The sequence below is a fragment of the Phytoactinopolyspora halotolerans genome (genome assembly GCF_010550675.1).
GTDB lineage: Bacteria > Actinomycetota > Actinomycetes > Jiangellales > Jiangellaceae > Phytoactinopolyspora > Phytoactinopolyspora halotolerans.
The window spans coordinates 162591-188269 of the sequence record NZ_JAAGOA010000006.1 but is presented as its reverse complement, the minus strand read 5'-3'; the positions used below and the strand labels follow the sequence as shown (position 1 = coordinate 188269).

Sequence of the window (25679 nt, the reverse complement as noted above, 5' to 3'; positions counted from 1 at the left end):
CTCAGCCCTCCAGTCGTCCGGTGCGCGCCACCGTGCGCAGCCGGTCGGTCAACTGCTCGAGCGTGATGCCGGCCGGCGTGAACTCCCCGGCGATCCGTCCACGATCCAGCAGGACGAGCCGGTCCACGACCGGGTAGACGTGGTAGACGTTGTGGTCGATGAACACGGCGGACCGCCCCGCTTCCTTGATCGAGCGGACGAAGTCCAGCGTCTTCTGGGTCTCCGACAGCGATAGTCCCATCGTGGGCTCGTCCAGCACCACCAGCCGGGCCTCGAAGAACAGCGCCCGGGTGATGGCGACGCCCTGCTTCTCGCCACCGGACATGGTCTGCACCACGTTGTCCGGGTGCACCGCGCCGGAGGTGAAGCCCATGTGCCCCTTCATCAGCGCCGCCGCCTCCCGGCGCATCCGCCGGATGTCGAGCAGGCCGAACCGGTTCACGGGCTCGCGCCCCATGAACATGTTCCGCCACACCGATTGCAGGTCGGCCAGGGCGCGTTCCTGGTAGACGGTCTCGATGCCGAGTGCGCGTGCTTTCGCCACTGACCAGCCCTGCACCCGCTCCCCCTCGAACCACACCTCGCCCCCGGGGTCCGGCCGGTGGTAGCCCATCATCATCTTGACCATGGTGGATTTGCCGGAGCCGTTGTCACCGAGCAGTCCGACGATCTCGCCGCGCCGGACGTGGAAGTCCACGTCACTGAGCGCACGCACCTCGCCGAACGTCTTCGATACGCCACGCAGTTCCATCACCGGTGGTTCGGTTGCGTCCATCTTCACCTCCGTCGAGCAAACGCCTGCCCGGCACCGGGGCGCGCCGCGCCGGCTGACGAGTCACGCTGCGCCCCGGGGCCCTCGGGCTCTCCTCACGCGTGGTGCCGATCACCTCCCTGGTGTGTGCGACGACGTCGCCGCGTCATCGGATCTCCTGCTCGACCAGACCCCGGATCGCGTCCACGTTGTCCACGTCGATGAACGCGCCCGCGGTGTCGATGAACAGCCCCGAGAACCCGTAGACCTGGGTGAGGCAGATCTGCAGGATCGGCAGGTAGCCCTGCAGGAACGGCTGCTGGTCGATCAGCAGGTCGAGGTAGCCGCTGTCCAGCGCGTCCACTGAGGCGGGATTGAGGTCGAAGCCCGCGAAGTAGACGTCGTCCGGCTGCAGCCCGGCCGCCTCCATATAGGTCTGCGCCGTGGCGGTCAGGTCGCCATGGTCGGTCACCACGATGGAGATGTCCGGGTTGGCTGCCATCGCTCCGGTGAACGTCGGCGTCCCGGCCGGCGCATCGGAGTTGGTCGCCTGGTCGATCTCCTGATACACCACCTCCAGGCCGGCCTCCTCGAACCCGTCGACGATGCCCTGGGTGCGTTGGCCGCGCCCTTCCTGGGCGAGTAGCCCCCAGACGAAGGCCTGTTCGCCGGACTCGGCACCGGACCGGTTGACCGCCTCCTCGGCCAGCCGCTTGCCTGCGTCGTAGTTCGGCGCACCGACGTAGCCGGTGCCGTCGGCGGCGTACTGCTCCTGGGACTCGGGCAGTTCCACGTTGACGACGGTCACCTGGATGTCGTTCTCGTACGCCTCGTCGATCAACGGCCCCATCGCCGCGTCACCGGGGTGCCCCATGACGGCCATGCCGTCCGGTTCCAGCGCCATCGCCTCCCGGAACTGCGCGACCATCTGCTCTTCACTCCACTCGGAGAAGAAATAGGTCACGTCCGGACCGAGGTCGGCCTCGGCCGCCATGTAGCCGTTATGGACGTTGTTCGTGAACGGCGTCCCCTGCCCGCCGCCGGGGAACGCGGCGATGCTCACGTCGGAGCACCACTGGTCGCCGCTGGGTGTCTCCCCGCCGGCCTCGTCCTCGTCGGCGGCGGCTTGGCCGTCCTCGGTGTCCTGTGCGTCGTTCTCGTCGCCGTTATCGTCGGCACCCGTACACGCGGCCACCAGCGCCGCCGTGGCGAGCACCGCCAAGCCGGCCCGGACCGGACGGACGGCTCGGCGCCGCCCGGTCCGCAGCTGTTTCGTCATCATCGACTCCTTTCCAACCGGCCGGCGGCTCCACCGCCGGCTCAGGTGCTCGTGCGCCGTGTGTCCTCCTCGTCTGACCTACTCGTGGCTCCGAATGTGTCCGTTCCGGCCATCCTCCGCGGGCAACGCATCGCTAGCGTCCGCGTTTGACGGGCGAGAACTGGTAGACGGTCGTGGTCTCGTAGGTCTGGCCCGGCCGCAGCACCGTGGACGGGAAGTCCGGCTGGTTCGGCGAATCCGGGAAGTGCTGCGTCTCTAGGGCAAGTCCGTCGGACTGCCGGTAGGTCTGGCCGCCGGTCCCGACGAGCGAGCCGTCCAGGAAGTTGCCCGAGTAGAACTGGATACCGGGTTCGGTGGTGTGGATCGACAACGTCCGGCCACTGGACCGGTCCCGCAGTTCGGCGGCGAGCTCCAGCCCGTCGCTCTCGCGGTCCAGCACGAAGTTGTGGTCGTAGCCCTGACCGAAGAGCAGCTGTTGGTGGCTCTCGCGGATCCGGGCGCCGATCTCGGTGGATCTGCGGAAGTCGAACGGTGTCCCGGCGACGGGCGCGATCTCACCGGTGGGAATCAGCGTCTCGTCGACCGGCGTGTAATGGCTGGCGTTGAGGCGCAGTCTGTGGTCTTCGATGGTGCCGCTGCCTTCACCGGAGAGATTGAAGTAGGCATGGTTGGTGAGGTTGACGATGGTCGGCGCGTCCGTCGTCGCCTCGTAGTCGATGACGATCTCATTCTTGTTCGTCAGGGTGTATGCGACCGTCGTCTCCAGCGTCCCGGGATATCCCTCCTCGCCGTCCGGGCTGGTGTATTCCAGCTCGAGTCCGGCGCTGTGCCGGTCGGCGAAGGTGTCGGTCACCTCCCAGACCCGCTTGTCGAACCCGACGTCACCGCCGTGCAGGTGGTTGGGTCCGTTGTTGGTCGCCAGCTGATACTCGACGCCGTCCAGGGTGAATTCGCCGCCGGCGATCCGGTTGCCGTACCGGCCGATGATGGCGCCGAAGTACGGGTCGTTACGTTCGACGTAGTCGTCGAGGTTGTCGAATCCGAGCGTGACGTTGTCCAGCCGCCCACGGCGGTCCGGCACCGAGATCCGCTGCAGGATCCCGCCGTAGGTGAGGACGGTGACCTCCATCCCGAGCGAGTTCCGGAGCGTGTAGATCTCCACGTCGGTACCGTCCGGCAAGGTGCCGAAGGGCTCGCTGGAGATGCTGGGCCGCGGATGCGCGGCATGTTTCGCGCTGAGATCCGCTCCCGACGACGGCGCCGCGACGAGTCCGGCTGCCGCCACCAGCGCCGCGATGAGGCCGAGCCGCCGTAGCCGCCCCGGCCGCCGCCCGCGGCGCACAAGCCGCCGTGCGCGGGCCGCAATCCGCTGTGGTCCGGGCGTCGGATGATCGTGTCCAATTCTCGCGTGATCGTTCGACATGTGTGCCGCACTCCTCTCCATTGACGATGCGGTTCCATTGACCATGCGGTGCCGGGCCGATCTCGGGCACGAAACTCGACGATGTCCGATACAAGAAACGCGGCCGGTGGCCGACGTTGCACTCCACCCCCTGCTCTGTGGGTGCCCGGGTGACGCGATGACCCGGCAGAATCACCTGTGAGCGTTAACATATCGCCTCAAGCGGCGCACGTTAAGAGGTTGACACACACTTTTCTTCGCAAGACTTACTAATTGACTGTGCAAGTTTTCTCTACCCTCGCACCGCGGCGTGCATCCTTCGCCGCAACGCACTCGCCTTTCGCTCACGTTCGCGGCTATCGCGCCACGACGGCACCACCGCTGAGCTGTCAGGTGCGTGCCATCCCGGCCACCGCGCGCTGCCCGACGAGCATCAGATCGTGCAGGCTGCCGACCACCGTGTCCGCACCGCTCCGGAGGAACCCCTCCGCCGACGTACCGGTGCGATCCAGCCCGATCACCAGCCCGAAGCCACCACGGCGCCCGGCCTCGACACCGGCCGGCGCATCCTCGACGACCACGGCGTCCGGCGGTGCGACGCCGAGCCGACGCGCCGCCTCGACAAAGACCGTCGGGTCGGGCTTACCCGGCAGCCGGAGCCGGTCGGCCCGCCCGCCTTCGATGCACACATCGAACATCTGCGTCATACCGGACGCCGCCAACAGCCGCCCGCAGGTGCGGCCCGCCGAGACGGCCGCTGTCGCGACCCCTCGGTACTGGATATCGCGCAACAGCGCGATCACGTCGCGATACGCACGCACGCCGTGGGCCTCAAGCTGCTCGGCGAAATACCGGTCCTTCCGTTCGGCCAACGACCACATGGTGTCCGGGTCGGCGCCCGACGGGCCGTTCCGTTCGGCCAGCGCGATGCCGCGAGACGACAGGAGCGCGCGCAGCCCTTCCCGGCGGGGCCGGTCGGCGACGAAGCGCGGGTAATCCGCCGACGTGTCGAACGGGGTGCACTCGACGCCGATCTCTTGTGCACGGCGCTCGAAGAACTCGTCGAAGGTCCGCTTCCACGCTTCGGCATGCAACGCCGCGGTGTCGGTCACGACACCGTCCACGTCGAAGATCATTCCAGCGATCCGCTCCAGATACAGCGCGGGCTCTCGCGTCACCGTCATTCCGTTCTCCTTCCTTCACCGGCGTGCACGACCGTCACCGGGCAGGGCAGACCGCGCAGCAGACTGCGCGCCACCGAGCCGAGCATCGCACCGGTCACCAGGCCGTGCCCGCGTCCGCCGATCACCACACGTCCGGCAAGAGCAGCGGCAGCGGCCCGCCCTGCGGTCCCGGTTCCGGCGATCGTGGATTCGTCTCCCCCGGCATCGGCCGTGCGAGCCAGCTGAGCAGACAGCGCATCGACCGGCGTGCGGTCATCGACCACGGTCCGGACCTCGACGGAAGGGAACGTCTCGCGGAAGCCGGCCAACGCCTCTTCCAGCACTCGATGCCCGTCGGCGCGGCTACGGAGCGGGTTGTCGCCGGAGGCCCACCCGAGCCGGGGGCCGATCCGTTCGCCCACGACGGTCACCGCGGTCAGCGGGAGCTCGCACCGTGCCGCGGTGGCGAAGGCGTACTCGATCGCCGGCCGGCAGCGGACCGAGCCGTCGACACCGAGAATGATCGCGCCACCGTCGAGGGCCGCCGGCATCCACATCCGTGGAACTACCGTCACCGGAACCGGTGTGTGGCCGGCACACGCCAGTGCCGTCGAGCCCAGGACCAGTTCGGCGAGTCGTCCGACCCGTTCCCGGCCGACAACGAGCATCCGCGCCCCGTCCGCCACGTGCAGCAAGACGCGCTTGGCACTGCCCTGTTGAGCGGTACTGCTGACCGGCAAGCCGTCATTGGCGGGGATGTGGATGCGTTCGCGGGCGGCACCGAACAGGATCTCCGCGCGCTCATGCCCGATCGGAGCCGTCAGCGGTTCGTGCAGCACGTTGACCGGATACGCATGTACCAGCCGGAGCGAACAGCCCAGCCGGACCGCCTCACGCGCCGCCCACTCGACGGCGAGAAGGGCTCCGGCGGAATCGTTGACGCCGACGGCGATCGGCCGGTTATCCGTTGCAGGTCGGTCAATGCTCTGCATCTCAGGGTCGCTGGCTGTCATGCCACCAGCACACCAGCGAGTCGACGGCGACCGTAGAGGATCAGGACCTCGGGTCGCGGGCCCAACGGCCCCATCGGCCGGACGGGCCGACGCTCCGCGCCGCCCCGGCTCCCACGCGGAATGGTTTACGTGGTCCCGATTCTCCATGCGATCCGGTTCTCCGAGTCGTCTCGGTCGAACCCCAACTGGTTCACCACATCCACCACGCCGTCCACGTGGCGCGCCAGTTGCTCGGCGATGTCCACGCTGCTCTTCCGGTCCAGTTCCCCGCGGAGAACGACGACGCCGTCGGCGACGTCGACGTAGACGGTTCCGGTCTCGGTCAGCAACACTCGCTGTGAGATCTCCCGCCGAACGTTCTCCCGGATCTCGTCATCCGCCCGGAGGAACACTGTCACCAGGTCGGACCGGCTGATGATGCCGACCAGCCGACCGTCCCCGTCCACCACCGGCAGTCGCTTCACGCGGTGGACGTCCATCAGCCGGGCCGCCTCAGCGACCGAACTGGTCTGCCGGATCGTGACGGTGGGCGAACTCATCAGTTCCCGCGCCGCTACCCCACACACCTTCGTGTGCACGGCGCGGGCCTGGGACGAGGTGAGCCAACCCGCTCGCAGCCGGGTGTCCCGGTACTCATGCCTGAGCATCAGATCCGCCTCGGAGACCACGCCCACGATGCGGCCATTCTCATCCAGCACCGGCATGGCGCTGATGTCGTTCTCGTCGAGCAGCCGCGCCACCTCTTTGAACGAGGTCGCGGCCGTCACGGTGATGACATCGGTGGTCATCACATCGCCCACGATCAGCCGTCTCATGTCTTCACAGTCGTCCTCCCACATCGAAGCGGATAGGGCCGAACGACCCCGCCGCCGGGACTTCCGCCACTAGGTGGAGGTATACCCCGCGCGCGAGAGTGGAGACGCCGAGACATGCCCGCGTTTCCCGGCGCGGCACGGCGCCACCCGAGGAGTTCACGATGTCGTACACCCAGCCGAACACCGAATTCTTGCCTTCCCAGCGAGGGCCATCGGGAACCAGGCAGGCCACACGGCCGATCGTCGTCGGAGTGGACGGCACGCCGGCCAGCCAGCTCGCGCTGCACTGGGCGGTGAACGAAGCACGACTGCGCGGGCTGCCGGTCCGCATCGTCCTCGCCACCGACCAGCCGACCACGTATCAGACATACACGCCGCCGCTCACCTCGGAGACGTTCGTCGTCGAGGGCCCTCCCCAGACCAAGCGCGCGATCGAGGACTTCGACCGTGCCATGGCGTACGCGCGCGATCGTCTCCCTGCGGGGACGCTCAGCGGTGTGCACACCCCGGGACGAGCCACGAGTGTGCTGCTCGACGAGGCCCGGGACGCGGCGATGGTCGTGGTCGGTTCACGCGGACGTTCCACCGCGGCATCCGCGCTGCTTGGCTCCGTCAGCGCTACCGTCGCCGCCCACGCACCCTGCCCGGCCGTCGTGGTCCGCGGCCCAGGTGGGCTGGCCGGCACGGCGCGACCGATCGTCGTCGGGGTGGACGGTTCGGAGGATGCCTACCACGCGTTGGCCTACGCGTTCACCGAGGCCGCGAAACGCCGGCGCCCGTTGACGGTCTTGCACTGCCGGGAGAGCGGCGCCGGCGAGCTGTCGTTCGCCGGAGTGCTTCCCGGCCTGTCGAGCTCACTGCTGGCGCACCGCGAACGGCATCCGTCGGTCCAGGTCAAGACGCGACTCATGGTGGGCGATCCGGCCGAGTTGCTGCCGGAGCAGACACGCGGCGCGGACCTGGTCATCGTCGGCTCGCGGGGGCGCGGACGGCTGGCAGGTCTGCTCTTGGGATCGGTCAGCCAGAGCCTTCTGCACCGGGCATACTGCACGGTGATCGTCATGCACGGCGACCGCCTGCCCGAAGGCGAGGTCATCGACGGGGAGGGCCGGCCATGACGGCTCCGGCGGTGGTGATCGGCGTCGGCAACGAATACCGCCGCGACGACGGTGTCGGTGCGGCCGTGGTACGCAGACTGCACCGGTGCACACTGCCCCAGGTGACCCTGGCCATCACCGACGGTGAGTCCAGCCGGCTGATCGAGTTGTGGGGCGATGCCGACGTGGCGGTGGTGGTCGACGCTTTGCACGCGGACGGCGGCGAGCCGGGACGGATCCACCGCGTCGTGGTCGATCGCCCGCTCACCGGCCACAGACCGCTGGCAAGCTCGCACGGTATGGGCATGGGTGAAGCGGTCGACCTGGCGCTTGCATTGGACCGGATGCCGCGACGGCTGGTGATCCTGGCCGTCGAGGGTGCGGACTTCAGCGTCGGGCGCGGCCTGACCCCTGCTGTGCGGGCCGCGCTGGACCGGATCGCGGCGCTCACGATCGACGAGTTGTCCGCGGTGGCGTCCGCCGTCTGAGCCATCGGCTGGTGGTCGAGTAACGGGCGATCGCTGGGCAGGGCCGGGACTTCCGGCCCTACGCCGGTCGTCGCATCCTTCGGAAGGGTTGCTGCATGACCGCAGACTCCTACCAGGACCGGCTCCAGGGTTCTACCCTGCCGCTGAACGCGGCGGCCCGGCGGTTGGATGTGCACGGCGCAGTCCAGGGGGTCGGCTTCCGACCGTACGTGGTGCGGCTGGCACGCGAACTCGGCTTGAACGGCTGGGTGCGCAACGCCGGAGGCCACGTGATCATCGAGGCCGCTGGGACGCCCGAGTCACTGAACGCGCTGGCCGCCCGGCTGCCTGCGGAGGCTCCGGCGCAGGCTGTCGTCCGCGACGTCATCGTCACCGACCTGGACGACCGGATGGCGCGGCTGCACGGGCGCCGCGGCTTCACCGTGGGTGCGAGCATCGCCCGCAGCGGCCGCCGCGATTTCCCGCCCGACCTCGCCGCCTGTGAGGAGTGCCTGCGGGAGCTGTTCGATCCGGCGGATCGCCGCTACCGGTATCCGTTCGTCAATTGCACCGCATGCGGCCCTCGGGCGACGATCATCACCGAGTTGCCCTACGACCGTCCCCAGACGACGATGGCGCCGTTCCCGCTCTGTGCCGCGTGCGCCGCGGAATACACCGACCCTGCCGACCGCCGGTTCCATGCGGAGCCGGTGGCGTGTCCCGCCTGCGGGCCCACACTGCGCTGGGCGACGTCGTGCGACACGTCGGACAGCAACGAGAGCACGGCCAGTGGCGACGACGCGCTCACTGCCGCGGTCGGGACGATCGCTTCGGGTGGCATCGTGGCGGTCAAAGGGCTCGGCGGGTACCAGCTCGTCTGCGACGCCACCAGAACCGACACCGTGGCTCGGCTGCGAGCCGGAAAGCACCGGCCCGCCAAGCCGCTGGCCGTCATGGTCGCCGACGTCGCCGCGGCTCGGCAGCTGGCCCGCGTCTCGGACGTGGAAGCGGAGTTGCTGACCTCGGTGGCGCGGCCGATCGTCCTGCTGGCCCGCCAAGGCGACCGCCACGCCTTGGCAGCGGGCATACACCCGCAGCTCGACGAGGTAGGTCTGTTCCTCCCGTACACGCCACTGCACCACCTGCTCTTGCACGACCTGGCTCGCCCACTAGTGGTGACCAGCGGCAATCGTTCCGGTGAACCGATCATCATCGATGACCACGAGGCCCGCACCCGGCTCGGGCAGGTCGCCGACGCCTTTCTCACCCACGACCGTCGGATCCGAGCGCGATACGACGATTCGGTGGCGCGCGTAGTGGCCGGAACCGGCTCCGTCGTGCGGCGTGCCCGTGGCTACGCACCGGCGCCGACACCGCTTCCACGCCCGGCGCCGCGACCGCTGCTGGCCGTGGGCGCACAGTTGAAGCACACCTTTGCGCTGGCCAGCGCGGATGACGCCATCGTGAGCCCACATATCGGCGATCTGTCCAATCAGGACACGTTCACCGCGTTCACCGACGGCCTGGCCCATCTTTCCACGCTGCTGTCGATCCGGCCCACGTGCGTCGCACATGACCTCCATCCGGCCTACATCTCCACCCAGTACGCCGCGCGCTGGCCGCGCAATCGGCGGCTCCCGGTCCAGCACCATCACGCGCATGTCGCCTCGTGCGCGGCGGAGCACGGCGTCACCGAACCGTTCATCGGCGTCGCGTACGACGGTCTGGGCTGGGGCGACGACGGCACCCTCTGGGGCGGCGAGGTCTTCCTCGCGGACCTGACGGCGTATCGGCGGGTGGGCCGGTTCGGCACCGCTCCGCTGCCGGGTGGTGAGCTCGCCGTCCGCCGACCGGCGCGGATGGCGATGGGTTACCTGTTCGGGGGCGAACGGATCGGTGCCGGGATGGTCGACCCCGAGCTGGCCGCGTCGTTCGCCGGACGGTTCGACGAGCAGGAGGTCGCCACCGTCCGGCGAATGATCGATCGGCACGTGAACAGCCCGTATGCCTCCAGCGCAGGCCGGCTGTTCGATGCCGCCGCCAGCATCCTGGGGCTGTGCGACGACGTCTCGTACGAGGGCGAAGCGGCGATCGTGCTGGAAGCGACCGCCGGCGGATCCGGCGGGCGGCCCGTGGACACCGGCGAGCTGCCCTGGAAGGTCGTCAGCTCGTCCGGCATGTGGGTGTATGACCCTGCACCCACGCTGATGGGCCTGCTGCGCGGCGTGACGGACGGTACCCCGGTCCACCGGCTGGCTGCGTCGTTCCACGCCACCGTCACCGCCGTGACGCTCGCTCTGTGCATCCGGGCCGCGCAGCTCTCCAAAGTCAGCACGGTGTGCCTGTCCGGTGGTGTGTTCCAGAATCGCCGGCTGGTGACGGAGCTGCGGGCCGCGCTCGGCGATGAGGGCTTCACCGTCTACGTCAACGAGACGGTACCGGCGAACGATGGCGGCATCAGCTACGGACAGGCCGCGGTCGCGTCCGCGCGGATGAACCTATGACACGGAAGGTGGCGCAGACTATGTGCCTGGGGATACCGGGACAGATCATCGAGATGTCCGAGCGGAACGAGCTCACCATGGGCACGGTGGATTTCGGCGGCATCCGCAAGGATGTCTGCCTCACGTACGTTCCCGGCGTGACCGTCGGCGATTACGTGATAGTGCATGTTGGTTTCGCTATCACGCAGGTCGATGAGGATGAGGCCCGCCGGACGCTCGATGTGTTGCGCGCCATGGACGGCGCCGTCGAAGGCGAGCTCGGCCGGCCACTCCCTATGCCGGCTGCGCCCTCACACGCCTGGAACACCGACGGAACGGCGGGGTGAACCGGGCATGAAGTACCTGGACGAGTATCGCGACCCCGCGCTGGCCCGCAGGCTGCTCGACGAACTTGCCGCCACCGCGACCCAGCCATGGGCGTTGATGGAGGTGTGTGGCGGCCAGACCCACACACTGGTGCGGCAAGGGATCGACGAGCTGCTGCCTGCCGGCATGCGGATGATCCACGGTCCGGGATGCCCGGTATGCGTGACACCGCTGGAACTGCTCGATCGAGCGATGGCGATCGCGATCCGGCCCGAAGTGATCTTCACCAGCTTCGGCGATATGCTGCGTGTCCCGGGTTCCGACACGGACCTGCTGTCACTGAAGGCGCGCGGCGCCGATGTCCGCGTCGTCTACTCCCCCATCGACGCGGTAAGGCTGGCCCAACAGCACCCGGACCGCCAGGTGGTCTTCTTCGCCGTCGGGTTCGAAACGACCGCTCCGGCCAACGCGATGGCCGTGCTGCACGCCGCGGCCGCCGGGATCGACAATTTCAGCTTGCTGGTCAGCCACGTGCTGGTTCCCCCGGCGCTCACCGCGATCCTGGAATCGGAGACGTGCCAGGTGCAGGGGTTCCTGGCCGCCGGGCATGTCTGTGCGGTGATGGGATGGACCGAGTACGAACCGATCGCCGAACGGTACCGGGTGCCCATCGTCGTCACCGGATTCGAGCCGTTGGACTTGCTGGAAGGGATCCTGATGGCGGTCCGGCAGTTGGAGACCGGCCGGTACGCGGTGGAGAACCAGTACGCACGGGCGGTCCGCCGCGACGGCAACCGTCCGGCCCAGCTCGCCGTCGGCGAGGTCTTCCGGATCACCGATCGTGCCTGGCGCGGTATCGGCACGATTCCGACCAGCGGGCTCGCCTTGACCGATCGATACGCCGGCTACGACGCCGAACAACGCTTCGACGTGCGCGATCTGCATGCGGAGGAGAACGCCAGCTGCATCGCCGGAGAGATCTTGACCGGGACGAGACTGCCCACCGACTGCGCCGCCTACGGGACCCGGTGCACACCCCGTACTCCACTCGGCGCACCCATGGTCTCCACCGAAGGAACGTGTGCCGCCTTCTTCAGCGCGGGCCGAACCGTCCAGGACCGAACGCTCAAGGAGATGTCATGATGAACGTCGAGACGGCGACCGAGACAGTCGACCCGGCCCAGGGATCGTGCCCGGCCCCGCTGACCGAGACCGAACGGGTCCTGCTCGGGCACGGCTCAGGTGGGCAACTGTCCGCCTCGCTGATCCGGGATGTGATCGTGCCGGCCCTCGGCGACGCCACAAAGCTCGCCGGCACCGACCCGCGCGGTGAGGTGCATGGCTCCGGCGGCGCCACCGAGACCAGCCCGCTCGAAGACGCGGCAGTGCTGGGCCTGGGCGTCGTGGACGTCGTCGTCAGCACCGACTCGTTCGTGGTCAGCCCATTGTTCTTCAGCGGCGGGGACATCGGGAAGCTCGCCGTCCACGGGACCATCAACGACGTGGCGATGATGGGCGGCGATCCCCTGGGGCTCTCGCTCGCGTTCATCATCGAGGAGGGCTTCCCGCTCGAGGATCTGCGGCGGATCACCGCATCCGTCGGCGAGGCCGCGCGCGAGGCAGGCGTACCGGTGGTGACCGGCGACTCCAAGGTGGTCGACCGCGGCTCGGCGGACGGTCTGTTCATCACCACCACGGGCATCGGCCGCCGGCTGCCGGCGGCGCGGCTGTCTGCGGCGCTCGCCCGTCCAGGTGACGCTGTGTTGCTGTCCGGACCGATCGCCCAGCATGGCGTGACCATCCTCAGCGCCCGGGAAGGACTCGGGTTCGACGGCGACGTCGCATCCGACACCCGTCCGCTTCACCGGCTCGCCGCAGCCATGCTGGACGCGGCGGGCGGCTCAGTCCACGTCATGCGGGACCCCACACGTGGTGGCCTGGCGTCCGCGCTGAACGAGATCGCTCAGGCGAGTGAGGTCGGCGTGGTGATCGACGAACCGGCCGTCCCGGTTCCGACGCCGGTCGCCGCGGCCTGCGAGATGCTCGGGCTGGATCCGCTCCATGTGGCGAACGAAGGCTGCCTGGTCGCCTTCGTGGATCCGGGGGACGCGGACGCCGTGTTGGCCGCCATGCGATCGGACCCGGCGGGACGGCAGGCGGTCCGAATCGGTGAGGTCGTCGCAGACCATCCCGGCCGGGTGACCGCACGGACGCTGATCGGCGCTGAACGCATCGTCGACATGCTGATCGGTGAGCAGCTCCCGCGCATCTGCTGACCGGCGGTCGGATTCCTCGCCGCCTGTGCACCGAGCTTCCTCAACGTCTGGGTGCGCGAACACCCACGCTTCCACAGAGACGCCGAAGCGCCACCGAGGTTCCTCATAGCCGGGTGCGCACGCCAAGGCTCCGCAGGCGAGTGGCGGCCACGTCCGAGTGGCACATCCGCACGGGACTTCTGGATCTACCCGATCCTCGCCGACAGGAGAAGCGTGGGAGACGAGGAGGTCCTGGCATGAGCACACCTACAGCAGCAGGTGTATCGGTGATGGATGTGTCGGCGCTCTGCGTACTCGTCGACGTCTTACGCGACCGCGGCTATGCGGTGATCGGGCCGACGGTCCGGGATGGCGCGATCGTCCTGGACGAGCTGGACTCCGCCGAACGCCTGCCGTTCGGTTGGGGGGTGACCCTGGACGCCGGCACGTACCGCCTGCGCCGGCGCGACGACGGCGCCGCCTTCGGACACGCGGCAGGTCCGCAGTCGTGGAAGTCGTACGTCCATCCTGCGCGGGAGAGGCTCTGGTCCCGGGACGGCGACGGCCCGGTGGTGGCGGCCGACGAGACGCCACGCCGTCCGTACGCGTTCCTTGGCGTGCGCCCGTGCGACCTGCGGGCCCTCGGCATCCTCGACCGGGTGCTGGGTCAGGGCCGGCATCCGGATCAGGGCTACGCGCGGCGCCGGGACGGCGTCTTCATCGTCGCCGTCGAGTGCATCGAGCCCGGCCGGACCTGCTTCTGCGGCTCGATGGGCAGCGGACCGGCCGCCGAGGAGGGTTACGACCTGGCGCTGACCGAGCTCCTCGACGGATCCGGCAGCGTATCGTCTTCGCCCGGCACGCCGACCTACCTGATCCGTTCCGGGTCACCAGCAGGGACAGATGTACTGGCCGAACTACCGGCCACACCCGCGGACGCCGAACTCGTGGCGCACGCCCGCGACGCCGTCGACGCGGCCGCTGAGCGAATGGGACGTTCGCTTCCCGCCGACGGGTTGCGCGAGCTGATGGTCGAGAATCGCGAGTCACCGCACTGGGACGACGTCGCAGCTCGATGCGTCACCTGCGGCAACTGCACCATGGTCTGTCCGACGTGTTTCTGCACCACCACCGAGGACGTCACCGACCTCACGGGCGAGCACGCCGAACGCTGGCGGCGCTGGGACTCCTGCTTCGACCTGGATTTCTCTTACATCCACGGCGGCAGCGTCCGGATGTCCGGCGCGAGCCGATACCGCCAGTGGATCACGCACAAGCTCAGCACCTGGCATGACCAGTTCGGCTCGACCGGCTGCGTGGGTTGCGGCCGCTGCATCGCGTGGTGCCCGGTCGGCATCGACATCACCGAGGAGGTGGCGATGCTGCGAGCCGGCTCACCCGATGAGCGCACGACAGCGGGCGACGGGGCGGAGGGACCGCGATGACGACGGCGCTGCCGCTGCTGTACCGAGTCCACGGACGCGAGGTGGAGACCTATGACACCGTCACCCTCACGCTGGAGCCGATGGACGGGTCGCTCCCGGCGTCCGCGCCAGGGCAGTTCACGATGCTGACCGCGTTCGGCATCGGTGAGGTGCCGATCTCGATCAGCGGCACCGCGGCTCCGGACGGTCGTCTGGCGCAGACGTTACGCGCGGTCGGCGCTGTGACCAGGGCGTTGTACCACGCTACCCCCGGTTCCGTGGTCGGACTGCGCGGACCGTACGGAGTGGGCTGGGACCTGTCCGCCGCGCGCGGGCGGGACGTGGTGATCGTCGCCGGCGGCATCGGGATCGCACCGGTGTGGCCGGTGTTGCAGGCCGTGCTGGCCCACCGCCGGGTTCACCGCAGGGTCACCGTATTGATCGGCGCCCGCACGCCGCGCGACATCGTCTTCGGTGCGGAGATCGCCGAGCTGCGCGAACGCAGCGATGTCCACGTCGACATCACCGTCGACCAGGCCTCGAACGAATGGCTGGGGCGCACCGGCGTGGTGACGACACTCCTGGCCGACGCACCGATCGATCCGGAGCTGACCGACGCCTACGTCTGCGGCCCAGAGGTCATGATGCGGTTCACCGCCGACGCGCTGCTGCGTCTCGGTGTACCGGCCGGAAGGATCCAGCTCACGCTGGAGCGGAACATGCGCTGCGGGGGCGGGTTATGCGGACATTGCCAGCTCGGTCCGTACCTGATCTGCCGGGACGGGCCCGTGGTGACCTACGACCGCACCGCCGACCTGCTCACCGTGAGGGAGTTGTAGTCATGACCGACACCTCGGCTCGCCGCCTCCCCACGCTGGCCGTGTGGAAGTTCACCTCCTGCGACGGGTGCCAGCTGACGTTGCTCGACTGCGAGGACGAGCTGCTGCCGCTCGCCGGACAGGTACGCATAGCGCATTTCCTGGAGGCCTCCCGCGAATCGTTGCCCGGACCGTACGACGTCTCGCTCGTCGAAGGTTCGGTCTCCACACCGGATGAGATCGACCGGTTGAAGCGGATCCGAGAGGTGTCCGGGGTCTTGGTGGCGATCGGGGCCTGCGCGACGGCCGGCGGCATCCAGGCGCTGCGGAACTTCGCCGACGTCGACGAGTTCCGGTCAGTGGTCTACGCGCGTCCCGAATACGTGCAGACCCTTGACCGTTCCACGCCGGCGTCCGCGCACGTTCGGGTCGACTTCGAGCTGCGCGGCTGTCCGATCGACAAGCGCCAGCTGTTGGAGGTCCTCACCGCCTACCTGGTCGGGCGGAAACCGAACATCCCGCGGCACAGCGTGTGCTTCGAATGCAAGGCGCGCGGCACCACCTGCGTGATGGTGGCGCACGGGACGCCCTGCCTGGGGCCGGTCACCCAGGCCGGCTGCGGTGCGATCTGCCCCGCATACAGCCGCGGCTGCTTCGGCTGCTTCGGTCCGGTGGCGGTCGACGGCGCGCCCGCCGCCAACGTGACCGGCCTTGTGGAACGGCTGCGCGCGTTGCGGATGGCCGACGACGACATCGTCCGGGCGCTGCGAACCTTCAACTCCGCTGCGCCAGAGTTTTCCGACGCCGTGCCCGACGGACCCTCAGGGAGGACCCGATGACCCACCGCACTGACCGCTCGCTGCACGTCGCTGGGCTGGCGCGCGTCGAAGGCGAAGGCGCGATGCATGTCCGCGTCGACAAGGGCGAGGTGGTCGGCGTCCAGCTGGAGATCTACGAGCCGCCCCGGTTCTTCGAGGCCTTCCTGCGCGGCCGCCGGCACACTGAGCCACCGGACATCACCGCACGCATCTGCGGCATCTGCCCGGTCGCGTACCAGATGAGCGCGTGCCTGGCGATCGAGGACGCGTGCGGCGTGACGGTCAGCCCGCAGATTCAGGACCTGCGGCGGCTGTTGTACTGCGGTGAGTGGATCGAGAGCCACGCGTTGCACATCTACCTCCTGCACGCACCGGACTTCCTCGGGTACGAGAGCGCGATCGCGATGGCCGCCGACCACCGTGAGCTGGTCGAACGGGGCCTTGCTCTGAAGAAGGCCGGCAACGACCTGCTGGAGACGGTCGCGGGGCGTGCGATCCATCCGATCAACGTGCGGGTCGGCGGGTTCTACCGGTGGCCGGAGCCCGGAGCGCTCGGCCGGCTGGCCGAGCAGCTTCGAGTGGCGCGCGACGTCGCCGTCGACACCGTCCGGATGGCCGCAGGCTTCGATTTCCCGGACTTCACGCAGGAACACGAGATGATGGCGCTCAGTTCTCCGGGCCAGTACCCGATCGAAGCGGGCACACTGGTCACGACCGGCGGCCGTGCGTTCCCTGCACGGCTGTTCGAGGAACACGTCATCGAGGAGCAGGTCCCGCACTCCACCGCACTGCACGCGCACCTCAACGGGGGTGACCACTACCTGGTCGGCCCGACCGCGCGTTACACACTGAACTCGTCGGCGCTGTCGCCGCTCGCCGCCGAGCTGGCCCGGGAGGCCGGTCTGGGCCGCGAATGCCGCAACCCGTTCCGCAGCATCGTCGTCCGCGCGGTCGAGACGTTGTACGCGGTGGACGAGGCGCTACGCCTGATCGAGGCGTACGAGCCGAGCGGACCGTCGTACGTGGATGTCCCGCCCCGCGCCGGCGTGGGTTATGGCGTCACCGAGGCTCCGCGCGGGGTCCTGTACCACCGCTATGAGCTGGACGCCGATGGCCTGGTCAAGACCGCGCGGATCGTTCCGCCTACGTCGCAGAACCAGGCCAGTATCGAGCACGACCTGTACGACTTCGTCTCGGATCGGCTGGAACTCAGCGACGAGCAGCTGCAATGGCAATGTGAGCAGGCCATCCGCAACTACGACCCGTGCATCTCCTGCTCCGCCCACTTCCTCGACTTCACCGTCTCACGCAGCTGACGCTGTCGGGTGAGTCTGGTGGGAAGGAGCGATGTCTTGGCCCCGCCCGCGGCCAGCTCGTCGTAGAACTCCTCACAGGCCGACGCCCGCGCCTACCCTGGCCAGGACATCGCTCCTTCCCTCCCGTCTCCTACCGGACCTGGTCGCTCGTCGTTCTCCGCTCTCTACTCACTCGGCGAGCATCAGGCCCGTCGCACCGAGTGCGGCGTCACCGAGTCGGTGGGTCAGGAACGGGTACTCGCCGGGCCGGTCGAGCGTGAACTCCACGAACCCTCCTTGCGAAGCGGCGAGATCCAACGTCTGCGAGCCACCGCGCAACTCCTCGTCCGGCCGCAGAAGGTACCCGCCCTCCTTGAAGACCGTCTCGAACTGGCTGCCGACCACATGGAACGCGCTGCCGCCGTTCGGCCCGGCGGCCAGCACCCAGATCCGGACGCGCTCGCCGACGCCGACGGTGAGCGGATCGTGCAGGTACTGGTTGACGTAGCCGTTGAACGTCACGAGGTCGTAGGCGCCGCGCCGGGCATCGTCCAGGGGGGCTGGCTCGTCGCCGTCGCCGACATACATGTCGGATTGGACCAGCAGGTACTCGTGGTCGACCGGTTCCAGCTCCGGCGGATCGATCACCACCGCCCCATACATGCCGTTCGCCACATGTTGCAGTACCGGCGCCGTCCCGCAGTGGTACATCCACACGCCGGCGCGCTCGGCGCGGAACCGGTAGACGAGCGACTCCCCGGGCTCGATGGAGCGCATCTCGACGTCGGGCGCCACCTCGCTGGCGTGGAAGTCGATCGAATGCGCCATGCTCCCTTCGTTGACCAATGTCACTTCGACGACGTCGCCGACCTTGCCCCGCAGCACCGGTCCCGGCACGGAGCCGCCGAACGTCCACATCCGTCGCTGAATGCCGGGTGCGACCACGACGTCCGTCTCCTGCACCGGGAGCCTGATCTCATGGACGGTTCCGCCCGGTGCCGGCTCCAATCGTGCGTCCCTCGCCTCGAAATCTTTGCCCTGCGAGGGCGTCCCCGACAGCGCCGCCTCCAGGTCCGGGGAGCCGTTCGTCGCAGTGGCACCGTCCGCTCCGCTCACGTCGCCTGACGTTTCACCGTCGTGCATGCCATGGCCGCCGCCTGCGCCGGGATTCGTCTCATGTGTGGTAGCGCCGTCGTCCTCCAGGTCGCCGGATGCGGCATCGACGGGCACGATCTCCATCTCCATACCGGCTTGCCGGTGCGCCCCGATGGTGCACCACGCCTCGACCGCCTCGGTCACGGTTCCGACGTGCAGTTCGTCCTCTTCACCGCCACGGAGCGAGCGGGTGGCGAAGGTGTCACCGTCGTTCTCCAGCCGCAGATCGTGATTGTGCACACCTTCGTTGCGCACGCGGAGCACCAGATCGGCCCCGCCCGGCACTTCCAACCTCGCCGGTTCGACATGGAAGTCGGAGAGCACGACGTCAACGACGTGACGCTCCCTGTCACTTCCCGCCGCCGACGTCGCCGATGTCGCCGACGCGGCCGAGCCGTCGTCGCCACCCGGCACCGCGGCGATGGCCGTGAGCAGGACGATCACAGGTGCGACGACAACCGCAGGAGTCCACGCCCAGCGCAACCGGGTGCTCACCGCCTCCGGTATCAGCACCGACACGGCCAGCGTGAGGAACGCGACCAGCGCGCCCGCCGCCAGCAGCCAGCCCAGGGTCCGCCATCCGCCGGTGTCGACGGACGCGAGCAGCACGACGCCGACGTTCAGCACCCCTAACCGCACGCTCCACCCCAGCGCCAACCGCCCGGCCAGGCTCTTGTGCCCCGCTGGGCCGCCGCCGAACAGCACCGGCAGCAGAAACGTCAACGCGGCGATCAGTACCTGCGCCAGGAAACCCAGCGCGAGCATCGGCACCTTGTCCGTCACGAGTCGTACCGCTCCGGCGCTACCGTCGGTCGCTACCGCCACAAGGTCCAGTACCAGGTAGGCGGCGAACCAGCCCATGCCCAGCCCGAGCGCCAGCGCCGGCCCGCGCCTGGCCCGGCTGTTGCGGGCCGTCGCCGCCAGCGCCACCATCAGTATGCCGATGCCCGCGATGTACAGGCCGAGGCCCGCGACCGCAACCACGTGCACGTCGGCCCAGAGACCAGCCACCGTCAGGGCGAGGCCGACCACCCCGGTGCCCAGCACCGGCCGCACCGCACGCGGAACGCGCGGATGCATCCGCGCCCGCAAGGTGGCCGGTCCCAGCATCAGCAGGCTCCCCAGAACCGTGAGACCGACCCAACCGACGATGTTCAGGTGCAGGTGCGCGGCGAACGACCCGGTACTCGTCGCTACCGTCGCCGGCACCCCGGTCGCCAGGGCGGCGCCCAACGGCGCGCCCAGAGACAGCGCGCCGCAGGCGGCCACATAGAACCAGACCACGTCCTTCAGCGGTCCGCCGAACCTCGTGCGCGCCATCCGCGCCAGCACCAGCGCGTGCGCGCCGACCGCCAGCAGAATCAGCGCCACTCCGGTGACCGCGCCGATGCTGACCGCCAAGGTGCTGTGGCCGGTGGGCGCCACCCCGCCGAGGACGGAGACGACGCCCACGGTCAGCACGGCGACCCGGCGACCGAGCCACCGATCGCCGGTGACGGAGCGGGTCAACGCCTGGGAGAAGTGCGAGCTCCAGACCATGATCGCGGTCGTCGCGGCGCCGAGGAACACCAGGTGGATGGTGAGCCACCGGGTATTCAGCCAGGCGGGATCGGCGGCGAGGACCACAGCCGCGAGCGCCAGATAACCGAAGATCACCGCGTGTGCGGTCCGGTACAGCCGCGGCTCACGATACGACGGTCCAGGATGGGTACGTGCCTCGACCAGAGGCAGTTCGCGGCGATCTCCAGCGGCTGCGGCCATCTGTCGTCCTCCCTGACGCCGGCGTCCGGTGACTCGGTAAACCAGGACGACATCCGCCGGAGGGCGCCAAGGCCGGCCGGTAGGTGGCCGCAGCGCGGCCCGACACGGGGGATTTCCGGCCGCGTGCTCCACCTGCCGGCCAGCACGCTCAGTCAGCGGATGTCGCACTCCAACTCTGGCGCGTCGGCGCCGCGCCAGGTACGGACTAAGGTCCCGACTGTCCTGGACACACGGCCGAGATGCACGTCACATGTCCTCGGCGGGCTCCGTACCGTTCGTCAGGCGGTAACCGGTCACCAGGTCGGGCACGATCCGCACCACCTGATCCATCGGCTGGTCGATCCACGGCTCCAGCCGTCCCTCGAAACGGGCGATCTCGTCCGGATCAGTGACGGCGGTGGCGACGCCGGTCACGACGACACTCCAGCCGAGACGGGAGTCCGGGTCGATCTGATCCGCCTCGTAGGCGACCACCACGCCGGGCGTGGTCGGAGTAACCGCAGAGGTGATCGCCGCACCGATATGCGTGCGCACGATCAGGTCGCCGTCGTCGACCAGATGATTCACCGGCCGGATCGCGGGCAGGGCCTGCGAGGTGAAGACGATGCGCCCCAGGGACACACTCGCGAGCAGACGGATAGCGTCTTCCCGCTCCATGGGGATCAGCTGGCGCCTATCTGCCATGGTTCACCTTGCCTGCGAGTTTCGGGTCGAGCGCGGGCTCAGGCCGGGTTCCGGGCACGTCTGTCTCCTCTGGGTGCTGTTACTCGAATCATTTGCGTCCGACCGGCCCATGGGTAGGGCCGAAAGACCCTGGCCGACGTCATTGCCGTTGCGCATCATGTCTCGGCCTGTCGCGGCAGCCAGCGCAGCCGGTGATCCGACGTGAACAGACGCCGGATCAACCCTAGCGCCATGACGACCGCCGTAGTCGTCACCGATCCGAGAATCAGGAACATCACCACGGCTTGGACGAGGACCGCGTCGGTCGGCGACACGCCGGCCAGGATCAGCCCCGTCATCGCTCCCGGCAAGAACACCAGACCGGTCGCTTTGGTGGTCTCGATCTGCGGGGTGACGGCGGATCTCAACGCGGTTCGCAGGTAGGGCGTCGATGCCTGCTGCGATGCGTGCCCCAGCGCAAGCCGGGCCTCGACCTCGTCGCGTTTGTCCCGGAGCTCCTCGACGAGGCGGCGCGCGACCAGCACGGTCGCCGTCATCGAGTTACCGACCAGCATCCCGGCCAGCGGCACGAGCGTGCGCCCTTCCAGCGGCAGCACGCCGAACCCGAACAGGACACCTAGACTGATGATGGCCGCGGCGGAGAACGCCGCGATCGCCAGCCACATGACCCCCGGCACCTCGGGTGCACGGCGACGTGCGACGTCCCCGGCGTACGCGACCATCGCCACCACCCACAGCCACGACCACGCGAGCGGCCGGCCTTCCTCGATGATCAGCGCGAGCGCCGCGCCGACCAGCAGCAGTTGCACCAGCGCTCGGGCCGCCGCCCACAGGATGCGTCGTTCCAGCCCGAGCCGTTGCCACAGCGAGATGGCGGCCGCGACACCGACCAGTGCCAGCGACGTCGCGAGTCCCGCGATGCTGACGTCACCTTCCACTGTTCACACCTCCTCGGCTGGAGAACCATGTTCGATCCGATCGGTTCCGGCATAGCGACCGTCGTCGATCCGCAACACCACGTCGGCGACCCGCCTCAGCTGCACCGTGTCGTGGCTTACCCAGATGGCGGCGAGTCCCGCCTTCACCAGCTCGCTCACCGCCTGCTCGAAGATCTCCACCGCTGCCTGGTCGAGGGCGGAGGTGGGTTCGTCGAGGAGCAGAACCTCGGGCTCCATGGCCAGCGTCCGCGCCATGCAGACGCGCTGGGCCTCACCGCCGGAGAGAGTGGTGGCGTCTCGGTCCAGCCACGAACCGTCCAACGAGGCACGCAGCAGCGCCTGTTCCAACTCGTCCATACCGGCGTCGGGCGCGGCGGCCAGGAGGTTGTCGCGGACCGACCCTGGAAACGGCGTGGGTTTCTGGAACACCATCCCGACCTGACGCCGAAGGGTGAGCGGATCCAGGCCGGCGACGTCGTCGCCGCGGAACAGCACCTGTCCCGACGTCGGAACCTCCAGCCGGTTGCACAGCCGTAGCAACGTGCTCTTGCCGGAACCGGACGGCCCGCTCAGACCGGTCACCCCGAGACCCTCGATGCGTGCCGAGAAGCCGTTCAACGCCCGGATGCCCTGCCGTTCCACGACAACGTCATGGAAGGCGAACAGACCCTGCTCATCGCTCACGGAACATACTCAACCACGTCGCGGGCACACCAGAGCATGAATCGACCTCGGGGACATAGGGCACCAGGACGTCGGCGCCGATCATGCCGCCCGTTGACGTCACCATGTCAGCTGCACCTTCGCCGGGGACGTCGTCGATGTGCCCTCAGGCGTCGGCGAGGGCGCGACGCAGCGCCTCGTCCAGGTCCGTGACGCCGAAGGTGAATCCCTCGGCCAGCAAGCGTTCTGGGTAGGCACGCCGCCCGGTCAGCGCAAGCTCGGGGTCCGAGCCGAGCATCGGCGCTCCCAGCCGGGTCAGCCACGCCGGCGACGACAATCCCATGCGCCTGCCGATGAGCCGCCGCAACGTGGCCATCAGTTCGGCGTTCGTCACCGGCGACGGCGAGGTCAAGAGGTACATGCCGTTCATGGAGGGCTCGTCGATGGCACGCAGCAGGCCGCGCAGCAGGTCGTCCAGCGCGATCCAGGACAACCATTGCCGGCCGGACGCGACGGTGCCGCCGAGGCCCAGCCGGACCAAGGTGCGCAGCCGCTCCGTGGCCGGGTCGCCGCTGCCGCCGATGGCGACGCCGATCCGGAGCAGAACGGCACGATCCACCAGCTCGACCGCCTCCCGGTATGCGGCCTCCCAGGCCAGCGCCACCTGGACCATCTGCTGCGGACCGACACCGGAGACCGGAGTCGACTCTGTGATCATCCGGTCGCCGCCTTCGCCGTGGATCGCCAGCGTCGCCGACTGCACCCACACTCCTGGCGGCGCTGACACCTGGCGGATCGCCTCGCCCACGAGACGCACCGGCTCCACCCGGGAACGGATCAGCTCCTCGATGTTTCGCCGGGTCGGGCGGCAGTCGACGCGCTTGCCGGTGAGGTGGACGACGGCGTCCGCCCCGTCGAGATGGTCGACCCACGCCCCGAGCCGGGCGCCGTCCCAGTCCACCACTGTGGCGCCCGGCACCGTGGTCGAAGTGCCACGCGACAGGATGACCACCTCGTCACCCCGCTCGATCAACCGTCCGGTCAACGCCCGCCCCATGTAGCCGGTGCCACCTGGGATGACGATCTTCCGCTGCCTGTTCTCCACCCACCTATACATACACGGTCCGCATCCACGAACGCTCCCGCCATGACCGGAACCCCGTCCACGGCCCAGACGCGAACGAGCCCATCCGGCCGCAACTTTTTCCGTCTAGTTGACCCAGAATACTTCTGTCTAGTCTCACTAGATTTAATCTTATCGTGATAACATCCATTTACCTCGAGTTATTCTCGTAGCATGAGCGAATCGCACAACGCACCCGCATCTGTCGAGGCCGTCGTCGACACGAAGGCGTACCAGAGCCTGATCGACCGCCTCAGCCAACGCATCGGCGACGCGCAAAACCGCGCGGCTCGCGCGGTGAACACCGAGTTGGTGATGCTGTACTGATCGATAGGCCGCGACATCCTGGAACAGCAGCAGGAGCACGGCTGGGGCGACGACGTCGTCGGTCGCATCAGCCAAGACTTGCGAGCCACGACGGGCGGAGCTCGGGGTTTCTCACGTCGTGGCTAGTTCTACATGCGACGCTTTGCCATGATGTGGCCGATTCCTGAATCTGTGCCACCAGTGGTGGCACAAATTGGTTGGTCCCTCCACAGAGTGCTGCTCGATACGTTCAGCAACAAGCCTGACCAGTACGTATGGTACGCATCGAAGGCAGCAGAGCATCGGTGGTCGAAGCGGCATCTTCTACATTCGAACGAACGTTCATTCGCAACGTGCCTGGTGCTCGCGGACCTGGCGGCGCACGGCCGTCGTGGTGTACGTGAACGCCGCCGCAGCGGTAAGCGCGAGTAGCACGAACCCCCACGTGTAGGAGTCCAGCGAGCTGTAGAAGGCGCCCATCACCAGCGGCGGGAAGAACCCGCCAAGCCCGCCGGCCGCGCCGACGAAGCCGGTGACCGCGCCGACACGCTCGCCGGGCACCATCTCGGCGACAAGCGCGAACACCGCACCCGCGCCTGCACCGAGCGCTGCGGCCAGACCGAGGAACGCGACCGTGCCCACCGGCACGAGATCGAACTCGAACGACGCCAGTAGCGCCAGCACGGCGGACGCTCCGAACACTCCGGAGAGCACGGTGACGGCACCGAATCGGTCGGAGAGGTAGCCGCCGACTGGACGCATCACCACGGCGACGAGCACGAAACCCGCCGTTCGGAACGACGCGTCGGATTGCGACAGCTCGAACGCGTTCTTCAGGTATGTGGGCAGGTACACGCTGAACGCGACGAACCCACCGAACGCCACCGCGTACAGCAGAGCCAACGGGATCGTCGCCGGGATCTTCAGCGTGCCCACCGTCCGGGAGAGCAGGCTCGCCGTCGAGACGGTCCGACCGGGCCAGTCCCGCAGCATCAGCCACGCGACCATGGCGTAGACCGCCAGGATCACCGCCACCAGGGTGAACGGGAAGCTCTGGCCGACGTTGTCCGCGAGTGGAACCGTCGTGAACGCCGCGATGGCGGTGCCGCCCATACCTGCGCCGAAGATCCCGAGCGCCGTGCCTCGGCTGCTCGGCGGGTACCACGCGTTGACGAACGGGATGCCGATGGCGAACGTCGTCCCACCGAGGCCCAGGAAGAATCCGCCGACGAGCAACTGGACGTAGGAGTCCGCGACGTGTCCCAGGTACAGCACCGGGACGATGGTCAGCAGGCTCACCGCCGGGAACATGATCCGCGCACCGAGGCGGTCGGTGAGCGCACCCACCGGGATGCGGCCGATCGAACCCACGATGACCGGAACCGCCACCACGATCGCCTGCTGGTTGACCGACAGATCCAGCCGATCCCGCAGATCAGGCCCGAGCGGACCGAGCAGCGCCCATGCCCAGAACGTCAACGTGAACCCGAGTGTGGCGAGCGCCAGCATCCATGGGTTGCCCGAGGGCGCGGTGGCCTGTTGCTGCGTCGTCGACGGCGACTGGGTGCTCACGCTGGCTCCATTCGTTCAGCCTCTATCGTTCGAGTGTCGTCTGACCAGGTAGCCCATCCTGGTGCGATCG

General features: G+C 68.6%; 24 protein-coding genes. 12 read left to right on the top strand and 12 right to left on the bottom strand.

The annotated features are described in order from the left end of the window. Window position 1: 1 nt before the first annotated feature. The 6 genes from G1H10_RS10790 to G1H10_RS10765 all read right to left on the bottom strand — a co-directional run bounded on the left by G1H10_RS10790 (window position 2) and on the right by G1H10_RS10765 (window position 6423). Window positions 2-775, bottom strand: a complete 774-nt coding sequence (locus tag G1H10_RS10790) for an ATP-binding cassette domain-containing protein (protein ID WP_163736738.1) — start codon at window positions 773-775, stop codon at window positions 2-4. A gap of 142 nt (window positions 776-917) precedes the next feature. Beyond that, window positions 918-2030 (bottom strand): sugar ABC transporter substrate-binding protein, encoded by a 1113-nt coding sequence (locus G1H10_RS10785; RefSeq protein ID WP_163736735.1) that lies wholly within the window; start codon window positions 2028-2030, stop codon window positions 918-920. A gap of 133 nt (window positions 2031-2163) precedes the next feature. Continuing rightward, window positions 2164-3453: an aldose epimerase family protein gene (locus G1H10_RS10780; RefSeq protein WP_163736732.1), complete on the bottom strand. Its 1290-nt coding sequence runs from the start codon at window positions 3451-3453 to the stop codon at window positions 2164-2166. A 368-nt stretch (window positions 3454-3821) separates the two neighbouring features. Further along, window positions 3822-4616: an HAD family hydrolase gene (locus G1H10_RS10775; RefSeq protein ID WP_163736729.1), complete on the bottom strand. Its 795-nt coding sequence runs from the start codon at window positions 4614-4616 to the stop codon at window positions 3822-3824. Further along, a complete protein-coding gene (locus tag G1H10_RS10770) occupies window positions 4613-5608 on the bottom strand; it encodes a universal stress protein (protein ID WP_163736727.1) in 996 nt (331 codons plus the stop codon). Before G1H10_RS10770 ends, G1H10_RS10775 begins: the two co-directional genes overlap by 4 nt. Before the next feature lie 125 nt (window positions 5609-5733). After that, the gene (locus tag G1H10_RS10765) at window positions 5734-6423 is read right to left on the bottom strand and encodes a CBS domain-containing protein (RefSeq protein ID WP_163736724.1); all 690 of its coding nucleotides are present in this window, start codon (window positions 6421-6423) and stop codon (window positions 5734-5736) included. A gap of 161 nt (window positions 6424-6584) precedes the next feature. On the opposite strand from G1H10_RS10765, the gene G1H10_RS10760 reads away from it, so the two are divergent. The 10 genes from G1H10_RS10760 to G1H10_RS10715 all read left to right on the top strand — a co-directional run bounded on the left by G1H10_RS10760 (window position 6585) and on the right by G1H10_RS10715 (window position 17428). Next, window positions 6585-7541 (top strand): universal stress protein, encoded by a 957-nt coding sequence (locus G1H10_RS10760; RefSeq protein ID WP_163736721.1) that lies wholly within the window; start codon window positions 6585-6587, stop codon window positions 7539-7541. Next, a complete protein-coding gene (locus tag G1H10_RS10755; protein WP_163736718.1) occupies window positions 7538-8008 on the top strand; it encodes a hydrogenase maturation protease in 471 nt (156 codons plus the stop codon). The genes G1H10_RS10760 and G1H10_RS10755 overlap by 4 nt, the downstream gene beginning before the upstream one ends. A gap of 95 nt (window positions 8009-8103) precedes the next feature. Then, complete coding sequence (gene hypF, locus G1H10_RS10750; RefSeq protein WP_163736715.1) at window positions 8104-10491, top strand: carbamoyltransferase HypF; 2388 nt, start codon at window positions 8104-8106, stop codon at window positions 10489-10491. Next, window positions 10488-10817, top strand: a complete 330-nt coding sequence (locus tag G1H10_RS10745) for a HypC/HybG/HupF family hydrogenase formation chaperone (RefSeq protein ID WP_216853130.1) — start codon at window positions 10488-10490, stop codon at window positions 10815-10817. The genes hypF and G1H10_RS10745 overlap by 4 nt, the downstream gene beginning before the upstream one ends. Window positions 10818-10824: 7 nt before the next feature. Then, window positions 10825-11940 carry a hydrogenase formation protein HypD gene (hypD, locus tag G1H10_RS10740; protein ID WP_163736712.1) on the top strand — a complete coding sequence of 372 codons (1116 nt, stop codon included), beginning with the start codon at window positions 10825-10827 and terminating at the stop codon, window positions 11938-11940. Beyond that, on the top strand, window positions 11937-13073 hold the full coding sequence (gene hypE, locus G1H10_RS10735) for a hydrogenase expression/formation protein HypE (protein WP_246219388.1): 1137 nt from the start codon (window positions 11937-11939) through the stop codon (window positions 13071-13073). Before hypD ends, hypE begins: the two co-directional genes overlap by 4 nt. Before the next feature lie 236 nt (window positions 13074-13309). Continuing rightward, a complete protein-coding gene (locus tag G1H10_RS10730; RefSeq protein WP_163736709.1) occupies window positions 13310-14497 on the top strand; it encodes a 4Fe-4S dicluster domain-containing protein in 1188 nt (395 codons plus the stop codon). Continuing rightward, window positions 14494-15315, top strand: a complete 822-nt coding sequence (locus G1H10_RS10725; RefSeq protein WP_163736706.1) for an FAD/NAD(P)-binding protein — start codon at window positions 14494-14496, stop codon at window positions 15313-15315. Before G1H10_RS10730 ends, G1H10_RS10725 begins: the two co-directional genes overlap by 4 nt. Before the next feature lie 2 nt (window positions 15316-15317). Beyond that, window positions 15318-16133: an NADH-quinone oxidoreductase subunit B family protein gene (locus G1H10_RS10720; protein ID WP_163736702.1), complete on the top strand. Its 816-nt coding sequence runs from the start codon at window positions 15318-15320 to the stop codon at window positions 16131-16133. Further along, window positions 16130-17428, top strand: coding sequence for a Ni/Fe hydrogenase subunit alpha (locus G1H10_RS10715; protein WP_163736700.1), 1299 nt, complete (start codon window positions 16130-16132; stop codon window positions 17426-17428). The genes G1H10_RS10720 and G1H10_RS10715 overlap by 4 nt, the downstream gene beginning before the upstream one ends. 168 nt (window positions 17429-17596) lie before the next feature. Here the strand turns inward: G1H10_RS10715 and G1H10_RS10710 are convergent, their stop codons facing one another. The 5 genes from G1H10_RS10710 to G1H10_RS10690 all read right to left on the bottom strand — a co-directional run bounded on the left by G1H10_RS10710 (window position 17597) and on the right by G1H10_RS10690 (window position 23713). Next, window positions 17597-20323 (bottom strand): multicopper oxidase domain-containing protein, encoded by a 2727-nt coding sequence (locus G1H10_RS10710; RefSeq protein WP_163736698.1) that lies wholly within the window; start codon window positions 20321-20323, stop codon window positions 17597-17599. A 246-nt stretch (window positions 20324-20569) separates the two neighbouring features. After that, window positions 20570-21007, bottom strand: coding sequence for a pyridoxamine 5'-phosphate oxidase family protein (locus tag G1H10_RS10705; protein ID WP_163736695.1), 438 nt, complete (start codon window positions 21005-21007; stop codon window positions 20570-20572). Window positions 21008-21162: 155 nt separating this feature from the next. Beyond that, window positions 21163-21945 carry an ABC transporter permease gene (locus tag G1H10_RS10700; RefSeq protein WP_163736692.1) on the bottom strand — a complete coding sequence of 261 codons (783 nt, stop codon included), beginning with the start codon at window positions 21943-21945 and terminating at the stop codon, window positions 21163-21165. A gap of 3 nt (window positions 21946-21948) precedes the next feature. Further along, window positions 21949-22629 carry an ABC transporter ATP-binding protein gene (locus G1H10_RS10695; RefSeq protein WP_163736690.1) on the bottom strand — a complete coding sequence of 227 codons (681 nt, stop codon included), beginning with the start codon at window positions 22627-22629 and terminating at the stop codon, window positions 21949-21951. Between the two features lie 145 nt (window positions 22630-22774). Next, on the bottom strand, window positions 22775-23713 hold the full coding sequence (locus G1H10_RS10690) for an epimerase (RefSeq protein ID WP_163736688.1): 939 nt from the start codon (window positions 23711-23713) through the stop codon (window positions 22775-22777). Window positions 23714-23905: 192 nt separating this feature from the next. Here G1H10_RS10690 and G1H10_RS10685 point away from each other — a divergent pair, with 192 nt between their 5' ends. Both G1H10_RS10685 and G1H10_RS34995 read left to right on the top strand, forming a co-directional pair. Continuing rightward, the gene (locus tag G1H10_RS10685) at window positions 23906-24058 is read left to right on the top strand and encodes a DUF1016 domain-containing protein (protein WP_163736685.1); all 153 of its coding nucleotides are present in this window, start codon (window positions 23906-23908) and stop codon (window positions 24056-24058) included. A gap of 132 nt (window positions 24059-24190) precedes the next feature. Further along, window positions 24191-24469 carry a DUF1016 N-terminal domain-containing protein gene (locus G1H10_RS34995; protein WP_163736682.1) on the top strand — a complete coding sequence of 93 codons (279 nt, stop codon included), beginning with the start codon at window positions 24191-24193 and terminating at the stop codon, window positions 24467-24469. Here the strand turns inward: G1H10_RS34995 and G1H10_RS10670 are convergent. Continuing rightward, window positions 24380-25546: an MFS transporter gene (locus tag G1H10_RS10670; RefSeq protein ID WP_163737120.1), complete on the bottom strand. Its 1167-nt coding sequence runs from the start codon at window positions 25544-25546 to the stop codon at window positions 24380-24382. The genes G1H10_RS34995 and G1H10_RS10670 overlap by 90 nt on opposite strands. Window positions 25547-25679 lie beyond the last annotated feature (133 nt).

Coding starts and splice junctions, on each gene's coding strand:
- G1H10_RS10790 (WP_163736738.1), bottom strand. CDS start 775: ATGGACGCAACCGAACCACCGGTGATGGAACTGCGTGGCGTATCGAAG.
- G1H10_RS10785 (WP_163736735.1), bottom strand. CDS start 2,030: ATGACGAAACAGCTGCGGACCGGGCGGCGCCGAGCCGTCCGTCCGGTC.
- G1H10_RS10780 (WP_163736732.1), bottom strand. CDS start 3,453: ATGTCGAACGATCACGCGAGAATTGGACACGATCATCCGACGCCCGGA.
- G1H10_RS10775 (WP_163736729.1), bottom strand. CDS start 4,616: ATGACGGTGACGCGAGAGCCCGCGCTGTATCTGGAGCGGATCGCTGGA.
- G1H10_RS10770 (WP_163736727.1), bottom strand. CDS start 5,608: ATGACAGCCAGCGACCCTGAGATGCAGAGCATTGACCGACCTGCAACG.
- G1H10_RS10765 (WP_163736724.1), bottom strand. CDS start 6,423: ATGAGACGGCTGATCGTGGGCGATGTGATGACCACCGATGTCATCACC.
- G1H10_RS10760 (WP_163736721.1), top strand. CDS start 6,585: ATGTCGTACACCCAGCCGAACACCGAATTCTTGCCTTCCCAGCGAGGG.
- G1H10_RS10755 (WP_163736718.1), top strand. CDS start 7,538: ATGACGGCTCCGGCGGTGGTGATCGGCGTCGGCAACGAATACCGCCGC.
- hypF (WP_163736715.1), top strand. CDS start 8,104: ATGACCGCAGACTCCTACCAGGACCGGCTCCAGGGTTCTACCCTGCCG.
- G1H10_RS10745 (WP_216853130.1), top strand. CDS start 10,488: ATGACACGGAAGGTGGCGCAGACTATGTGCCTGGGGATACCGGGACAG.
- hypD (WP_163736712.1), top strand. CDS start 10,825: ATGAAGTACCTGGACGAGTATCGCGACCCCGCGCTGGCCCGCAGGCTG.
- hypE (WP_246219388.1), top strand. CDS start 11,937: ATGATGAACGTCGAGACGGCGACCGAGACAGTCGACCCGGCCCAGGGA.
- G1H10_RS10730 (WP_163736709.1), top strand. CDS start 13,310: ATGAGCACACCTACAGCAGCAGGTGTATCGGTGATGGATGTGTCGGCG.
- G1H10_RS10725 (WP_163736706.1), top strand. CDS start 14,494: ATGACGACGGCGCTGCCGCTGCTGTACCGAGTCCACGGACGCGAGGTG.
- G1H10_RS10720 (WP_163736702.1), top strand. CDS start 15,318: ATGACCGACACCTCGGCTCGCCGCCTCCCCACGCTGGCCGTGTGGAAG.
- G1H10_RS10715 (WP_163736700.1), top strand. CDS start 16,130: ATGACCCACCGCACTGACCGCTCGCTGCACGTCGCTGGGCTGGCGCGC.
- G1H10_RS10710 (WP_163736698.1), bottom strand. CDS start 20,323: ATGGCCGCAGCCGCTGGAGATCGCCGCGAACTGCCTCTGGTCGAGGCA.
- G1H10_RS10705 (WP_163736695.1), bottom strand. CDS start 21,007: ATGGCAGATAGGCGCCAGCTGATCCCCATGGAGCGGGAAGACGCTATC.
- G1H10_RS10685 (WP_163736685.1), top strand. CDS start 23,906: ATGAGCGAATCGCACAACGCACCCGCATCTGTCGAGGCCGTCGTCGAC.
- G1H10_RS34995 (WP_163736682.1), top strand. CDS start 24,191: ATGCGACGCTTTGCCATGATGTGGCCGATTCCTGAATCTGTGCCACCA.
- G1H10_RS10670 (WP_163737120.1), bottom strand. CDS start 25,546: ATGCTGGCGCTCGCCACACTCGGGTTCACGTTGACGTTCTGGGCATGG.